At 32.9% G+C, this 16,318-nt stretch carries 15 protein-coding genes; 7 read left to right on the forward strand and 8 right to left on the reverse strand.

Going from position 1 to position 16,318, the window contains the following annotated elements; all coding sequences use genetic code 11:
- Positions 1 to 197: 197 nt before the first annotated feature.
- The 3 genes from ACHRVX_RS09390 to ACHRVX_RS09400 all read right to left on the reverse strand — a co-directional run bounded on the left by ACHRVX_RS09390 (position 198) and on the right by ACHRVX_RS09400 (position 5,161).
- Positions 198 to 2,306 (reverse strand): prolyl oligopeptidase family protein, encoded by a 2,109-nt coding sequence (locus ACHRVX_RS09390; RefSeq protein ID WP_395331531.1) that lies wholly within the window; start codon positions 2,304 to 2,306, stop codon positions 198 to 200.
- Between the two features lie 138 nt (positions 2,307 to 2,444).
- Positions 2,445 to 4,652, reverse strand: a complete 2,208-nt coding sequence (locus ACHRVX_RS09395; RefSeq protein WP_395331533.1) for a TonB-dependent receptor domain-containing protein — start codon at positions 4,650 to 4,652, stop codon at positions 2,445 to 2,447.
- Between the two features lie 155 nt (positions 4,653 to 4,807).
- Positions 4,808 to 5,161: a hypothetical protein gene (locus tag ACHRVX_RS09400; protein ID WP_395331535.1), complete on the reverse strand. Its 354-nt coding sequence runs from the start codon at positions 5,159 to 5,161 to the stop codon at positions 4,808 to 4,810.
- A gap of 191 nt (positions 5,162 to 5,352) precedes the next feature.
- On the opposite strand from ACHRVX_RS09400, the gene ACHRVX_RS09405 reads away from it, so the two are divergent.
- On the forward strand, positions 5,353 to 6,087 hold the full coding sequence (locus tag ACHRVX_RS09405; RefSeq protein ID WP_395331537.1) for a porin family protein: 735 nt from the start codon (positions 5,353 to 5,355) through the stop codon (positions 6,085 to 6,087).
- On the opposite strand, the gene ACHRVX_RS09410 is transcribed toward ACHRVX_RS09405, so the two are convergent.
- Positions 6,082 to 6,687, reverse strand: coding sequence for a hypothetical protein (locus ACHRVX_RS09410; protein ID WP_395331539.1), 606 nt, complete (start codon positions 6,685 to 6,687; stop codon positions 6,082 to 6,084). The genes ACHRVX_RS09405 and ACHRVX_RS09410 overlap by 6 nt on opposite strands.
- A gap of 359 nt (positions 6,688 to 7,046) precedes the next feature.
- On the opposite strand from ACHRVX_RS09410, the gene ACHRVX_RS09415 reads away from it, so the two are divergent.
- From ACHRVX_RS09415 to ACHRVX_RS09440, 6 genes are all read left to right on the forward strand, one after another.
- Positions 7,047 to 9,518 (forward strand): bifunctional UDP-N-acetylmuramoyl-tripeptide:D-alanyl-D-alanine ligase/alanine racemase, encoded by a 2,472-nt coding sequence (locus tag ACHRVX_RS09415; RefSeq protein ID WP_395331541.1) that lies wholly within the window; start codon positions 7,047 to 7,049, stop codon positions 9,516 to 9,518.
- 68 nt (positions 9,519 to 9,586) lie between these two features.
- Positions 9,587 to 9,973 carry a large conductance mechanosensitive channel protein MscL gene (mscL, locus tag ACHRVX_RS09420; protein ID WP_395331543.1) on the forward strand — a complete coding sequence of 129 codons (387 nt, stop codon included), beginning with the start codon at positions 9,587 to 9,589 and terminating at the stop codon, positions 9,971 to 9,973.
- 383 nt (positions 9,974 to 10,356) lie between these two features.
- On the forward strand, positions 10,357 to 11,346 hold the full coding sequence (locus ACHRVX_RS09425) for an aspartate-semialdehyde dehydrogenase (RefSeq protein ID WP_395331545.1): 990 nt from the start codon (positions 10,357 to 10,359) through the stop codon (positions 11,344 to 11,346).
- A 138-nt stretch (positions 11,347 to 11,484) separates the two neighbouring features.
- On the forward strand, positions 11,485 to 12,039 hold the full coding sequence (locus ACHRVX_RS09430; RefSeq protein ID WP_395331547.1) for an SMI1/KNR4 family protein: 555 nt from the start codon (positions 11,485 to 11,487) through the stop codon (positions 12,037 to 12,039).
- Between the two features lie 125 nt (positions 12,040 to 12,164).
- Positions 12,165 to 12,668: an SMI1/KNR4 family protein gene (locus ACHRVX_RS09435; protein WP_395331549.1), complete on the forward strand. Its 504-nt coding sequence runs from the start codon at positions 12,165 to 12,167 to the stop codon at positions 12,666 to 12,668.
- 111 nt (positions 12,669 to 12,779) lie between these two features.
- Positions 12,780 to 13,328 (forward strand): CbrC family protein, encoded by a 549-nt coding sequence (locus ACHRVX_RS09440; protein ID WP_395331551.1) that lies wholly within the window; start codon positions 12,780 to 12,782, stop codon positions 13,326 to 13,328.
- Between the two features lie 195 nt (positions 13,329 to 13,523).
- On the opposite strand, the gene ACHRVX_RS09445 is transcribed toward ACHRVX_RS09440, so the two are convergent.
- The 4 genes from ACHRVX_RS09445 to ACHRVX_RS09460 form a co-directional block, all read right to left on the reverse strand.
- Positions 13,524 to 13,841: a 2Fe-2S iron-sulfur cluster-binding protein gene (locus ACHRVX_RS09445; protein WP_026982672.1), complete on the reverse strand. Its 318-nt coding sequence runs from the start codon at positions 13,839 to 13,841 to the stop codon at positions 13,524 to 13,526.
- 59 nt (positions 13,842 to 13,900) lie between these two features.
- Positions 13,901 to 14,383 carry a hypothetical protein gene (locus tag ACHRVX_RS09450; protein ID WP_395331553.1) on the reverse strand — a complete coding sequence of 161 codons (483 nt, stop codon included), beginning with the start codon at positions 14,381 to 14,383 and terminating at the stop codon, positions 13,901 to 13,903.
- A gap of 210 nt (positions 14,384 to 14,593) precedes the next feature.
- The gene (locus ACHRVX_RS09455; protein WP_055097397.1) at positions 14,594 to 14,833 is read right to left on the reverse strand and encodes a NifU family protein; all 240 of its coding nucleotides are present in this window, start codon (positions 14,831 to 14,833) and stop codon (positions 14,594 to 14,596) included.
- 184 nt (positions 14,834 to 15,017) lie between these two features.
- Complete coding sequence (locus tag ACHRVX_RS09460) at positions 15,018 to 16,148, reverse strand: Mrp/NBP35 family ATP-binding protein (protein ID WP_213306347.1); 1,131 nt, start codon at positions 16,146 to 16,148, stop codon at positions 15,018 to 15,020.
- Positions 16,149 to 16,318 lie beyond the last annotated feature (170 nt).

Genomic DNA, 16,318 nt, shown 5'->3' on the forward strand with positions numbered 1-16,318 from the left:
GAATTATTTTTTCACGCAGATTAAGCAGATTTTTCCACATAGTATCTGCTTAATCTGCAAAATCTGCGTGAAAAAATTAAGCAGACCTAAAAATAAAAATTCGTGTGAATTCGAGAAATTCGTGCCAAAAAAAAAGCCACAAATTAGAGAATCATTTTAATCCTTTAATCTGTGGCTATAAAAAAATAGACTAAAGTTTACTTTTTCGGTAAAGCCTTAAATCCCATATTGTAAAGCGTGAACGCCTGAATGTCTACACTTTCCTGAATCATTGCGGCAACAGATTTTCCTGCTCCGTGACCTGCTTTTACATCAATACGAATTAAAACCGGATTATCTCCCGTTTGTTTTTCTTGTAATTCGGCAGCAAATTTAAAACTGTGTGCAGGAACAACACGATCATCATGATCACCGGTTGTAACCATAGTCGCCGGATATTTAACCCCTTTTTTTACGTTTTGTACCGGAGAATATCCTTTAAGATATTCAAACATTTCTTTACTGTCCTGAGCAGTTCCGTAATCGAAAGCCCAACCTGCGCCAGCCGTAAAAGTATGATAACGTAACATATCCATTACACCAACAGCCGGTAATGCAACCTTCATTAAATCCGGGCGTTGCGTCATTGTTGCTCCAACTAATAAACCTCCGTTAGAACCTCCGCGAATCGCCAGGAAATCAGATGAAGTATATTTTTGAGCAATTAGATATTCGCCTGCAGCAATAAAATCATCAAATACATTTTGCTTTTGCAGTTTAGTTCCCGCATCATGCCATTTTTTGCCATATTCACCGCCACCTCTTAAATTGGCAACGGCATAAACTCCTCCATTTTCTAACCAGACAGCATTAGCAATACTAAAATTCGGAGTCAGACTAATATTGAATCCGCCGTAACCGTAAAGTATAGTTGGATTTTTACCGTTTAATTTTGTTCCTTTTTTATAGGTGATAATCATCGGGATTTTTGTTCCGTCTTTTGAAGTATAGAATACTTGTTTTGATTCGTAATCGTCACTTTTAAAGTCAACTACAGGTTTTTGATACACTTCAGATTTACCTGATTTTGGTTCCAGTGAATAAATCGATCCCGGAGTTGTATAATTCATAAAACTATAGTACAATGTTTTTTCGTGTTTTTTTCCTCCAAATCCAGTTGCAGTTCCTATCGCCGGAAGTTTAATTTCACGAATTAATTTTCCGCTGTAGTCGTATTGTTGTACAAACGAAACCGCATCTTTAGTATAATTGGCAAAAAAGAACCCACCACCCGTTGAAGGAGATAAAATATCTTTGGTTTCTTTAATAACGTCTTTCCAGTTTTCAGGTTTTGGATTGCTTACATCAACTGTAATAACACGTTTGTTGGGTGCGTTTAAATCAGTTTCAATAAATAATTTTCCTCCTTCATTTTCTATCACCTGATTGTCGCTGTTAAAGTTATCTACAATCGTAACAATCGGACTGTTTGGTTTTGTTAAATCTTTAATATATAATTCATTTCCGTAAGTTGAATTAGCTGCAGAAATTACCAGGTATTTATCATCTTCAGTAACATAACCGCCAATATATCTGCGTTTTTTATCGGCGCCAAAGATTACTTTATCTTCTTTTTGAGAAGTTCCTAATTTATGGAAATACAGTTTGTGTTCATCTGTTTTAGCGGATAATTCACTCCCTTTTGGTTTTTCATAACTTGAATAATAAAAACCTTCGTTTCCGTGCCATGCAACTCCACTAAATTTTACATCAACCAGCGTGTCTTCTAAAACTTTTTTAGACAAAGCATCAATGATAATAACTTTTCTCCAGTCGCTTCCACCTTCAGAAATTGCATATGCAGCTTTGTTTCCGTCTTTAGAAAAATCTAAACCTCCAAGCGAAGTTGTTCCGTCTTTAGAAAAAGTATTGGGATCTAAAAAAACTTCTTCTTTACCATCTGTTCCTTTTCTGTAAATAACAGATTGATTCTGAAGTCCGTTGTTTTTAGAATAATAAGTAAATTTTCCTTCTACAAACGGGGCACTGATTTTTTCGTAATTCCACAATTTTTCCATGCGTTTTTTAAGTTCATCACGAAAAGGGATTTTATCTAAATAGCCATAAGTAACTTCGTTTTGAGCTTTTACCCAAGCACCTGTTTCAGCAGATTTGTCGTCTTCAAGCCAACGATACGGATCGCTTACTTTTGTATCAAAATAGACGTCAACTGTTTCGCCTTTTTTTGTTTGTGGATATTGAATTTTATTTTGTCCAAATGAAATTCCTGCAGTAGTAATTGCCATTAATAGAAAAGTTTTTTTCATTGTTTAAGTTTAAACGGTTGTAACAAAAATAACAAATTATGTTGTGAAAAATAATTTAAACCATATAAGTGATATAAGTAAATATAAGCATGCTAAAACTAAAATGAACTTATATAACTTATATGGTGAAAAAATAATTTATAAGTTAAAGTTAACTCCCAGAACAATATTTCTACCAATATTAGGGATACCGTCTGTTTTTAATCTTGATAAGTGCGCAATATATTTTTTATCCAATAAATTGTTTCCGTTCAGGTTCACGTCAAAAGCATGTTTCCCCAATTTTACCGTTCCTCCAAAGCCAAGATTTACCAAAGTATAACCATTTGAAGCCGTTTCAAAACCACTCACATTATTCTGATTGAAAGTAGAGGAAACGTTTAAAGACGCATATCCCTCTTCAAACCAGTTTTTAATTTTAAATTCAGTTCTTAAAGTATTGTTCCAATTGTTTGCCGGAATTAACGGCAAATAATCATTGTTATCTTTTTTACCCGTTACAGTTTCAAAACTGGTTTCAAAATGCAGCCAGTCAAGCGGATGCGGGTGAAAGTGAAAACCAACTTCACCACCATACAATTTTGCATTGTCCTGAGTATAAGCAAAAACATCATTGTCATCACGAGTTTCTCCAGTTGGCGAAGTGTAGATGTAATTGTTGATATGATTATAAAATCCGTTAATGAAAAACTCAAAATGCGTGTTTTTATATTCTAAATTTAAATCTGTCTGAACGTTTTGTTCCGTTTTTAAATCAGCATTTCCTATTTCATATCTGTTAGTTCCTTCATGAACACCGTTTGAAGTTAATTCTGCTAAGTTTGGCGCTCTAAAACCAGTCGCCACATTCAATCGAAGCGTTAACGGTTCAGCAAGTTTTGTCTTATATCCTAACGAAGCATTAAAACTATCAAATGATTTATCCAGAGGCAGAAAATAACCTTCTTCACCTTCAGTTCCGTGAGCTTGCGAAGTAACATTTCGGTTGTCAAAACGCAGTCCAGCTTGTACAACACTATTATTCCATTCGTAATTTGCAGTTCCAAAAACGCCAAAATCATTAGTGGTAGCATCCGGAATTAAATATTCCTCACCTGAATTTTTATTTGTCTGATGCATTCCCTGTACGCCCAAAATTGTTTCAATTTTTCCAAGTTTAGGAAAATGATATTTAGCATTATAATTAAAAGTATTCAGCTTCATATGAAGCGAAGCCTCGTTACTGTCTTCAAACTCACTTCTGTCATTGGCAATATAACCCAAATCAACATCAAGTTTTGAGTTTTCAAAAAAGATAACATTGTTTAAACTCAATAAATGATTGAAAATTCCCTGACGAGGAAACAAGGTGTTTTTACTTGAAGATTGTTCTGCAATACCATCTTCCGGCATTCCAAGATCAAGTTTGTTATAGTTATATCTTAAAACACTTGAAAAACTAGAGTTGCTGTATCCAATTCCGGTTTTAAAATCAGTTTCATTGTAACGAGTATTGGTTACGCGATCACCATCGGCAATTTTATAATCAGAATGTGTGTTGAAACTTCCGCGAGCAAGAAATTTCCAGTTATCAGTAGATGTTTTTAATCCAATAGAAGAATTACTTCCTTGTGTATTTGTAAAATATTTTTGACTGAAATTTGCTTTAAAAGTATTCGCATCAGCAAATTTTTCAGGATTAAAATACAAAACACCACCCAGTGCATCAGAACCATATAATAAAGAGGCAGGTCCTTTAATGACTTCAACACTTTCAATTCCGGCATCATTTAAACCTAAACCATGCTCGTCTCCAAATTGTTGATTTTCAATACGAACACCTTGAGAATACACTAAAACACGATTTCCGCTCAATCCGCGAATAACCGGTTTTCCGATAGAAGTTCCGGTAGAAATTTGCGAAACCCCCGGAATCGTTGCCAAACCTTCAATTAAAGTCGATGTTCCTTTTTGCTGCAAAGTTTTAATACTTTCATGTTCCACCTTCATAACGTTTTGCGATTGCAACTTATTAAAAGGAGTAGAAACCACCACTTCATCCATTTCAAAAATAGATTCCGTTAAAGTTATGTCTATTGTGTTTTCTTTTAAGAGTTTAGAAATTGATTTACTTTGAGTTGTAAATCCAACGATAGTAAAAGTAAGTCGGAAACTTCCGTTTGGAAGATTTTTAAATTCATATTTTCCGTTTTCATCAGTTGTTGTTCCTTTATGTAATTCTGCTGCATAAACAGATACATTTGCTAATGGTTGGTTTTCAAGATTTGTTACGGTTCCTGAAACTGTATTTTGAGCCGAAAGAAAGCTCGAAAAGCCTAAAATTAAGGCAATTATTAATTTTTTCATTTGAAAATAATGCTATAGTTAAATTGATTTTCTCCTTGAACCAAAAAGCAAAATAATAGGGAAATTTGCCGATCCTGATAATTTCAAGATGGGGAAACTTTCTAATTTTTGAATTAGATTTAAAAGAGTTTTGTTTATTTCGAATATATTCGAGACTAAGAAACTATAGCTGCGGGCGGACCTCGTAATAAATACGGGCATTCTGAAAGGGAAAATATTTTTTCTGAAAGAGAGAAAAAATATGGAATTTCGATAGGGTAATTGTGAAATTGAAAAGCAAATTCTTGAGGTACAATATAACTTCCAAACACAAAATGACACACATAACACAACTCATAATCATGATGTTGATGCGTTATTTCACCACTTGGGTCATTATAATTGTGATGGCATTGTTTTTCTGAAAGTTGCTTTACAATGTGCTCATAACTGTGTATGGACTGAAACAATATTGAGAACAATAATGTTAAAGCCAGAAAAACACTTGATATGAGCTGTTTTCTTTTCATTGCTGACAAAGGTATAAAAGATCAAAGTAAAATAGATTCATTTTTTTAATTCTGTTACTTATTTATTGAAAAAAGTGCAACGAAAGATTTTATTCGTCATCAGAATCAGAATAATTACGATCTAATTGCATCCTGAACTAGCATTATATTATATTTGTAAGTAAAATAAATCTACCCTAAAAAACGTTTACTTGAAAAACTCCTTAAAACCAAAATACGATATGCGATTACTTTTTAGTTGTTTGTTTTTAATATCGTTTTTCAATTCTTTTGCGCAAGAGGTTAAGCCTGAGATAATCCCTATTGTGAAAATCGATTCCTTATATCGTGAGGATCAGTTTTATTTTTCGGTTACCTATAATTTACTAGTTCAGGGACCATCAGGTTTAAAACAAGATAAATTCTCTGCAGGACTTTCTGCAGGTTTTTTGCGCGATATGCCTATTAATAAATCCAGAACAATTGCAATCGCAGCCGGTTTGGGATTAAGTTATCAAAATTTCTTTCAAAATCTGACTATTTCAAAAAGCCAGGACGGAGCACAAATTTATGGAGTAAATAATTATAATGAATTTGTTTCAAACAGGTACAAGCAATATTCAGTTGATGTTCCAATCGAGTTTAGATGGCGAAACTCAACATTTGAAAGTTATAAGTTCTGGAGGATTTACAGTGGTGTGAAACTAAGTTATATTTTCTCAGACAAATCAATTTTAAGAGACGGTGAATCCACTTATAAAATCTCCAATAATAAGGATATCAATCAGTTTCAATACGGAGTATACATTTCTGCGGGTTACAATACCTGGAATGTTTATTGTTATTACGGCTTAAATGGCTTGTTTGATAAATCTGTTAAAACAGTTTCAAGCGAAAGTATTGGTGTTAACGCAATGAATATTGGTGTGATCTTCTACATTTTATAGCCACAAATACAAAAACAGCAATTGCGGAAATATTCCGATAAAGGTCCCAATTACCAATTCGTTTGGTGAATGTGCTTCCATTTCTAATCGTGAAGATGCTACAACACCTGTCATTAAAATTAAAAAAGCAGACCAATACGGATTTTGCATTTGAAGATGGATATTTAATCCAATCGCAAAAATCGTAAATCCACTAATTGCCATCATATGCAGACTTGCTTTTATTTTAAACAAAGAACACACTAAAGCTAATATTGTACTAAACAAAGCGCCCAGAAAAAAGAAATGCAACTCAGGATAACGAGTAATCACAATGCTTCTTTTTACCAATAAAATGTATAAAAAGCACTGTAAAATAAGCGGGATTTTGCGTTGCGTAGTTTCATGAACCATTATAGATTTTATATGTCCCGTTGAACGAAGCAACAGGAAAAACAATACCGGTACAAGAATCGTAATAATCAGGATTTGAAATAAAACATAATATTTTTCCTGATTCGTAAAAACTTCATTTTTGCAAAAAAGATAAAATAATGCAGCATACATCGAGATAAAAATCGGATGTAATATATAGGAGAATAAAGGAAGGATTCTTTTCAAAACGTTGTATTTAGTGGCGTTAAACAAATATAAACAAATAATATTTTTTTGCCACGAATTGCATGAATTAGCACAAATTTAATTTGCATCAAATTTTTTAAATCTGATTGACATTTGTTTCACGCAGATTTTACTGATTTAAGCCGATCTATTTAATAGCAAAAAATCTACGCTTATTGTTTAAATCTTTTTATTTCGATAGTTATAAGAAGCGTGAAAATAACCGCAAAGAATTCGTGTTGATTCGTGCAATTTGTGGCAGACTTTTTAATCTGTGAAAAAAGATACCACAAAGAATTATTGAAAATTCGTGTAATTCGTGGCAAACGTTTTTTTAAATTTGACAAAAAGAATTTTAAATGAGCATAAACTTAAAAAGCCTTATCCCGGTTCTTGATGCCAAATGGATGGGGTCAGATACTACTATTTTAGTAGATCATATTTCAATCGATAGCCGTTCCTTACAAAACGGATCTGAAACTTTGTTTATTGCCCTTTCAGGTGTTAATAATGATGCTCATTTGTATATTAAGGAGTTGATTGAAAAAGGTGTTCAGAATTTTGTTGTGCAAAATATTCCTGAAAATTCTGCCGGAAAAGCGAATTTTCTGGTAGTCAAAAATACATTGAATGCATTACAGGAATTGGCAGCTTATTATAGAAATCTTTTCAATTTTCCTATTATCGGATTGACCGGAAGTAATGGTAAAACGATAGTAAAGGAATGGCTTAATTTTTTATTAAGCCCCGATTATAATATTGTCAGAAGCCCAAAAAGCTATAATTCACAGGTTGGAGTTCCCTTATCTGTAATTTCAATTAACGAGAAACACAATTTGGGTATTTTTGAAGCCGGAATTTCGACGGTTAATGAAATGATTAAAATCGAAAAAATCATCAAACCTACAATTGGAGTTTTGACCAATATAGGTTCTGCACATGATGAAGGTTTTAAAAATTTGGAGCAAAAAATCAATGAGAAATTATTATTGTTTAAAGAATCTAAAGTAATAATTTATCAAAAGAATCCACTTGTAGATCAATGTCTGGACTCATTTTGTGCCGAATATCCCTTAACTGACAGAAAACTTTTTTCATGGAGTTTTACTGATATTGCTGCAGATGTTTTTATTCTGAAAAAGGAAAATAAAACCGATTCTACGCATATTAAATACCAATATAAAGAAGAGGTTTATAATCTGGAAATTCCGTTTAGTGATACGGCTTCTATAGAAAATGCCATTTCCTGTTTGCTGATTTTACTTTATTTTAAATACGATTATGAAACCATTCAAAGCCGCGTTCAAAATTTATATCCGGTACAAATGCGTCTTGAAGTTAAAAACGGAATCAACAATTGCAGTATTATTGACGATAGTTACAGCTCAGATTTTGAATCACTTAAAATCGCATTGGATTTTCTGGAAAGCCAAAAAAAGAAGAACGCTTCAAAAACGATTATTTTATCTGATATTGTTCAAAGTGGATTTTCTAAGGAAGAATTGTATTCAAAAGTAGCTCAGTTAATTGCTGATAATCAAATAAACCGGGTAATAGGAATTGGATCTGTAATTTCCTCTTATGCAGCAAAATTCCCCAACTGTATCACATTTCAAAATACAGCAGAATTTATCGCGCAGATTGAAAGTCTAAATTTCGAAAATGAAACGATTCTGATAAAAGGTGCGAGATCATTTCAGTTCGAGGAAATTGTCTCTTTATTAGAAGAAAAGACGCATGAAACCATTCTTGAAATCAACCTGAATTCAATAAGTCACAACCTCAATTATTACAAATCAAAATTAGCCGTTAACGTTAAATTGATGGTAATGGTAAAAGCATTTGGTTATGGAAACGGAGGTTTAGAAATCGCCAAATTACTGGAACATCATAAAGTAGATTATCTAGGAGTGGCTTTCGCCGATGAAGGAATCTCACTAAAAAATGGCGGAATTAAATTGCCTATTATGGTTTTGAATCCGGAATCGACAAGTTTTCCTTCGATCATTCAATACAATTTAGAACCCGAAATTTACAGCCTAAAAGGATTAAAAGCTTTCCTGAAAATTGCAAAAGAGAAGAATTTAAAAGATTTTCCAATTCATATAAAACTAGATACGGGAATGCATCGTTTGGGTTTTGAAGAAAATACACTCGATGAATTGATTCAAACTTTAAAAGGGAATTCAACTGTAAAAGTAAAAAGTGTTTTATCGCATTTGGCTACAAGTGACGAAATGAAACATTATGATTTTGTAATTTCTCAAATTAATTTATTCGAAAAACTATCTTCCAGATTGATAACAGCATTAAATATTGATCCAATTCGTCATATTTTAAATACATCGGGAATTAGTAATTTCCCGGATGCACAATATAATATGGTACGTTTAGGAATTGGTTTATACGGAGTTTCAAATGATTCGGCAGAACAAAAATATCTGGAAAACGTTGGGACTTTAAAATCAATAATTTCTCAGGTTCGTACCATTCCTGCCGGAGACAGCGTAGGTTACGGACGTCGTTTTATGGCAGAAAAAGAAACGAAAGTCGCCACAATCCCAATAGGTTACGCCGATGGGATTTCAAGATTGTGGGGAAATCAGGTTGGATATGTCGTAATTAAAAATCAGAAAGCCTTCATTTTAGGAAGCGTTTGTATGGATATGTTAATGGTCGATGTAAGTCATATTGATTGTAAAGAAGGAGATTCGGTGATCATTTTTGGAGAAAACCCAACTGTAATTGAAATGGCTTTGGCATTAAAAACAATTCCGTATGAAATAATGACGAGTATATCTCAACGTGTGAAAAGGGTATTTTTCAGATAGATTTTTGAACTTTGCAGAAAATTCCGTATTTTCGATGATCAATTAATTATAAACTAAAAGAAACAATTATGGGGATATTTTCAGAATTTAAGGAATTTGCAATGAAAGGCAACGTAGTCGATTTGGCTGTCGGTGTAATCATTGGAGCAGCTTTTGGTAAAATTGTGAGCTCATTAATTGAAAATGTAATTACACCATTAATATTAAAACCAGCATTAGATGCAGCACATTTATCTACGATAGAAGAGCTAACTGCTTTTGGCGGTGTCAAGTACGGTTTGTTTATTTCGGCAGTAATTAACTTTATAATTGTCGCGTTTGTATTGTTTCTAATCATAAAAGGAATAAACAATCTTAAAAAGAAAGAGGAACCCAAACCAACTTCGCCAGCCGGACCAACGCAGGAAGAACTTCTTGTTCAAATTAGAGATCTGTTAAAAAATAAACAATTATAAAATATACCGCTACACTAAGTCTAACTTAACCGTTCCTTAATTGGGACGGTTTTTTTATCAACGCTTAATGTTGTGGGAAAATATAGAATATTACCGCAGAGAAACACAAAGATTTTATCTAAGAGAATGCCTTAGAAGCCACAAAGTTCGCAAAGCTAAATCAGTACAAAGCTTTGCGAACTTTGCCTTTTATAAAAGCTAATAGTAAAACCTAGCGTTCTTTGCGGTAATTTTTTATCCTCCACACGTTTTGGGTTTACCCTGTTGTCTTGTTTTGTTTGATTTATAACATTTTGTTATTTTTTGTGAAGCTCCTTGTTTTGTTTTTTATTATAGCTACTTTTGTATTGTAAATTAGATTAATTCATACTAAAAATATAAAAATGAGAATAGCCGTTGTAGGTGCCACTGGTATGGTTGGCGAGATAATGCTTAAAGTTTTAGCAGAAAGAAATTTTCCTGTTACTGAGTTAATTCCTGTTGCTTCTGAAAAATCAATAGGGAAAGAAATTGAATATAAAGGTCAAAAATATAATGTTGTAGGATTGCAAACGGCGGTTGATATGAAAGCTGATATTGCTCTTTTTTCAGCTGGAGGAGATACTTCGCTGGAATGGGCGCCAAAATTTGCTGCAGCCGGAACAACGGTTATTGATAATTCTTCGGCATGGAGAATGGATCCGACAAAAAAATTAATTGTTCCTGAAATTAACGCAGATACTTTAACAAGTGCTGATAAAATTATAGCAAACCCAAACTGCTCAACGATTCAAATGGTGCTGACTTTAGCTCCGTTGCACAAAAAATACAACATAAAAAGAATCATTGTTTCTACCTACCAATCCATTACGGGAACTGGTGTAAAAGCGGTAAGACAGTTAGAGAATGAGTACGCAGGAGTTCAGGGAGAAATGGCTTATAAATATCCAATTCATAGAAATGCAATTCCACATTGTGATAGTTTCGAGGAAAACGGATACACTAAAGAAGAAATGAAATTAGTTCGTGAAACTCAAAAAATACTAGGTGACAATACCATCAGAGTTACAGCAACTGCAGTTCGTGTTCCTGTTGTAGGCGGACATAGCGAAGCTGTAAATGTTGAGTTTACAAATGATTTTGATGTAAACGAAGTTCGCGAAATTTTACACCATACTGATGGAGTAGTGGTACAGGATAATTTAGATACTTTTACTTACCCAATGCCATTATATGCAGAAGGTAAAAATGATGTTTTTGTTGGAAGAATTCGTCGTGACGAAAGCCAGGAAAACACCTTAAACATGTGGATCGTTGCTGATAACTTAAGAAAAGGTGCTGCAACAAACACGATTCAAATTGCCGAATATTTAATTCAGGCAGGTTTAGTATAATCAGAGATTAAAGAAAATTGTTATAAAGAGAAAGCCGTAATTGCAGTAATGTAATTGCGGTTTTTTTGGCTTTGTAAAATTCATTTTAATGTTTTAGAAAATAAATGAAGTATTAATATCTAAATAAAAGAGAAAATAATGAATGAATTAATCGAAAAATTAGATAAACAATTAGCCGGATTAAGACCAGAATATTATCGAGAACTTAAACCTTCTTTGAGCGATTTGGAAATTCAAAACTTAGAAAAACAATATAAAATCCAGCTTCCTGAAGATTTAAAAAGAATCTACAAATGGAAAAACGGACAAAATCAAAACTGTTATGAATCTTTTGTCAATAACGCTGTGTTTATGTCTTTAGAAGATGTATTAGATTCAGCAGCAGAACTTACCGCAATGATTGATTCTGATTTTGAAATTGAAAACTGGTGGAATGAAAACTGGTTTCCCATTTTTCACAATGGCGGAGGAGATTATATTTGTTTTGATTGTAAAGGCACTTTTACAGGAAACTCAGGGCAAGTAATCGAGTTTTGGCATGCTGATGCAGATAGAAACGTAATATCACCAACTTTAGAAGTTTTTATTTCGCAAATTGTAAAGTATTACGACACAACGAATCCACAAGATTTTGATGAGTATTTTGAAATAGAAAATATAGATAAATATCCACTTGAATTTACTGTTGAATAAATTAATAGTATAATGAATTTAAGCATTTATCACATTTCCCGTGTTGTTGATATACAGAATTGGATAAAAGATTAAACTAAAGAAATAAAAAAATCCTACTTTAGCTATTATAAATAAAAAATTTCATGAACTTCGATAATTACAAAATAATCCCAAATTATAAGACCAATACAACAGATTTATTTGTTGCTGATAATGCAGAAATCCTGGCTTGTGAAAAAACCTTAAACATTGTTTTTGATCAGGATTACAAAGAATATGTTCTAACATACGGAAGCGGAATTTTGGGTGGAACTTATGTCAGGATATTTCTTCCTGAAACAATAATTCTGACTTTGCAAGAATGGAAGGATCGTATAACAGAATATTGGTTTTGGGATGAAGGTGCAGCTATTTTGAGAAAAGAAGAAGTCTTAAACTCGATTAGAATTGGTGATACTTTTGACGGCGATGAAATTATTTTTCTAAAAAACGAATACTTTATTTTGCCAAGAAACAGCGAAATGATCTACAAAACAGGAAATACTCTTGAAGAAACGATAACGTGGTTGTGTTCATCAGGAATATTAACCGAAGCATTTTCTGAAAGAGAATTTGAACCTTTTGATCCGGGTGATCTGGAAGAATAATTTTAATTGGAATTATTTCTGTAAAGGCATTTATGGTATTTGCACTTTAGAATGCAATGAGAAAGCTATTAAAAAATACAATTAAAAAAAATATTTTAATTAGATAAAATTATGGAATTGCCAACGTTTAAATACAGTCCTAATGCTTATGATATTGATGTATTTATAAAAGAAGAAGGGACTTGTTCTGTTTGTAATCTAAAAAGAGGGATGAAATATACCGGTTCTTTCTATAGTATAGAGGAGCCGGAATACATATGTCCGTGGTGTATTCAGGATGGTAGTGCGTCAAAAAAATACGATGGGGAATTTAATGATTATGCAGGTATCGAAGGCATATCCGCTAATCCATCTATTCCGAATAGTTTAAATATGGATAAAGAATCTTTGCTCGAAGTTAGCGAAAGAACTCCCAGTTATATAAGCTGGCAGCAGGAAGCATGGTTGTCACATTGTAATGAACCATGTGCTTTTATAGGTTATGCAGACAGCGAAATGATAAAGCCCTATTTAGATGAACTTAAAGAGGATATTGAAGTCAATATTGGTTATGATCCGGAATTTGTTCAAAATAATTTAACAACTGACGGAAGTCTTGTTGGCTATTTATTTCAATGCATACATTGTGGAAGACACAGGCTCCACGCAGATTGTGATTAATGAAATTGGAATATAAAAAAAGCGTGAATTTTAATTCCCGCTTTTTTTATAACTTACTAGTAATGAATCTGAAATTTGATTACAAATACATTTTCATTCAATGATTTATCATAAATTACAAATAAAAAATTCCAAATCCTAAAAAGCAAGTTGCTAGTTGGAATTTGGAATTTTTAAAAAATTGTAATTTATTGTTTAGTATTCAGGTGCTAATTCTAATTCTAATCCTTCTAACTCGGTAGTAATTGGAATCTGACAACCTAAACGACTATTTGATTTAACATAAAATGCTTCCGACAGCATGGCTTCTTCTTCATCTCCCATTTCAGGTAATGCAACATCATTAAGAACATAACACTGGCAAGAAGCACACATGGCCATTCCGCCGCAGGTTCCCTCAACAGGTAGTTCGTATGCTTTGCACAACTCCATTATATTCATCGCCATATCAGTTGGAGCTTGTAACTCGTGTATAACTCCTTCTCGATCTTTAATCTTTATTAATACATCCATTTTAATTATTGGAATTTTACTGGTTAGGATTTTATAACGTGAAAAAATCCCTAATTTTATTAGCTATTTTTTATAGTAAAAGCATATTCTTTCTTGTTTCCTTCTTTAAGACGCATTTTTAAACCAAGAGTATTTCCGTTTTTCTCTAATATGGTTACTAAAGCAATTACAGAATAATAATCTTTATCTGATTGAAAAATAAGAGTGCCTTCATAAGTTGAATTCATTACTCCCTGTTTATCTGTTGTAACAGATACTTTTCTGGGATTTGTAAATTGAGCAGCGCTGTAAGTTGCTTTGTTTGAAAATTTAGCTTTCCCGTCGCATAAGTCATACAGGAAATCATAATTGCCAATTCTTAAACTTCCTTCTGCTTCATTTGCATTTGTTGAAAATACAATCTGACCTGCATGTTGAAAATCAGACCATTCTTCAGCCTCGTTTACCCAGGATTTATCAACCACCAGAGTTTGGGTAGTTTGTTGTGCGTAATTTACAGAAACGCAAAATAGCAATAAAAATAGTGCGTAATAATTCTTCATAGATTTAAGATTAAGTTAAGTTACAAATTTAAGTTAATTATGTAACAATTACTTAGCTCTAACTCTTAAAATTTTACGTTATTTTTTGATAATTCCGCAATAAGCAGTATTATTTATGCTGCTTTATTGTTAATTCTGAAATTAAACTACTCAAAGAACTATTATTCCTGTTAATTGTAAAAATCTAAAAAGCAGAAAAATATCATTTTATTACATGATATTTACTACAGTTTCAATTTGCGGAGCGTATTTTTTTATTGTTGTTTCAACACCTGCTTTTAGCGTCATTTGGTTTACACTACAACTAATACATGCTCCTTCAAGACGAACTTTGACATGTTTGTCATCGTCTATCGAAATTAGTGTAATATCTCCGCCGTCAGAATTTAAAAAAGGTCTGATTTCGTCAAGAGCCAATAATACGTTGTTTGTTAATTCTTCTGTTGTCATCATAATATTGAATGTGTCAATTAGAGCATTAGATAATGAGAAAATGTGTCAATTAGATAATATGTCAGTTAGAAAATGTGTCAGTTAGATAATTTCTCAACTATCCAATATTTCATTATCTCATTTCATAAAATTTCTAATTATCTCATTTTTTCATTATCTAATTTTTATCTCAATTATCTAATTATTTTTTAACTGCTGAACAACCTGCCATAGTTGTAATTTTAATGGCTTCTGTTGCTGGCAAATTATCATTTCTGTTTACTGTTTCCTGAACCACATTTCGGGTGATTTCTTCAAAAACAGCTTCGATTGCCGAAGCAGTCTGCATGGCTGCCGGACGACCAAAGTCACCAGCTTCACGAATTGATTGTACAATAGGAACTTCTCCTAAAAACGGAACATTTAAATCTTCGGCAAGGTTTTTTGCACCTTCTTGTCCAAAGATATAGTATTTATTGTCAGGTAATTCTTCTGGTGTAAAATACGCCATATTCTCTATAATTCCCAAAACAGGAACATTGATGTTGTCCTGCATAAACATGGCAACTCCTTTTTTGGCATCGGCAAGAGCCACAGCCTGAGGTGTACTTACAACAACAGCTCCGGTAATTGGTAATGATTGCATGATCGACAGGTGAATATCTCCAGTTCCCGGAGGTAAATCGATTAACATAAAATCTAATTCTCCCCAATCAGCATCAAAAATCATTTGGTTCAATGCTTTTGCAGCCATTGGACCTCTCCAGATTACAGCTTGACTTGGCGCTGTGAAAAAACCAATAGAAAGTATTTTGATATCATAACTTTCAACCGGTTTCATTTTTGATTTTCCGTCAACGGTAATCGAAATTGGTTTTTCGTTTTCAACATCAAACATAATAGGCATTGAAGGCCCGTAAATATCTGCATCAAGAACTCCAACATTAAAGCCCATCTTAGCAAGCGTTACAGCAAGATTTGCAGTAACAGTTGATTTTCCAACTCCACCTTTACCAGAAGCAACGGCAATAATATTTTTTATTCCCGGTATCGCTTTTCCTTTTATTTCGTTTGGATTTTCCTTAGCTTCAACCTTAATGTTTACTTTGATTTTTGCGTCAGGCGATACCAATTCAAGAATTGTTTTTTTGATATCATCTTCGGCTCTTTTTTTAATGTGCATTGCCGGTGTGTGTAAAAGTAAATCTACCACAACTTCATCACCAAAAGTGATAACATTGGCAACAGCACCACTTTCAACCATATTTTTTCCTTCTCCAGCTATAGTGATTGTCTCTAGAGCTTTAAGAATTTCTTTTCTATCTAATTTCATTTTAATCTACTGTTTTCTATTGAAAGAAATCAAATTAAGCATTGTGTTTATTTAAACTGATTTCAGACTGCAAAGATAACAGATTATGTTCGGATTCAAACCCTTTTAAATTGTATTTATTGATATTGGGATTGGTCAAAATGATTCTGATTGTTTGTATTTGCTTTCCT

It is taken from the genome of Flavobacterium sp. FlaQc-47 (genome assembly GCF_044006475.1).
Lineage (GTDB): Bacteria > Bacteroidota > Bacteroidia > Flavobacteriales > Flavobacteriaceae > Flavobacterium.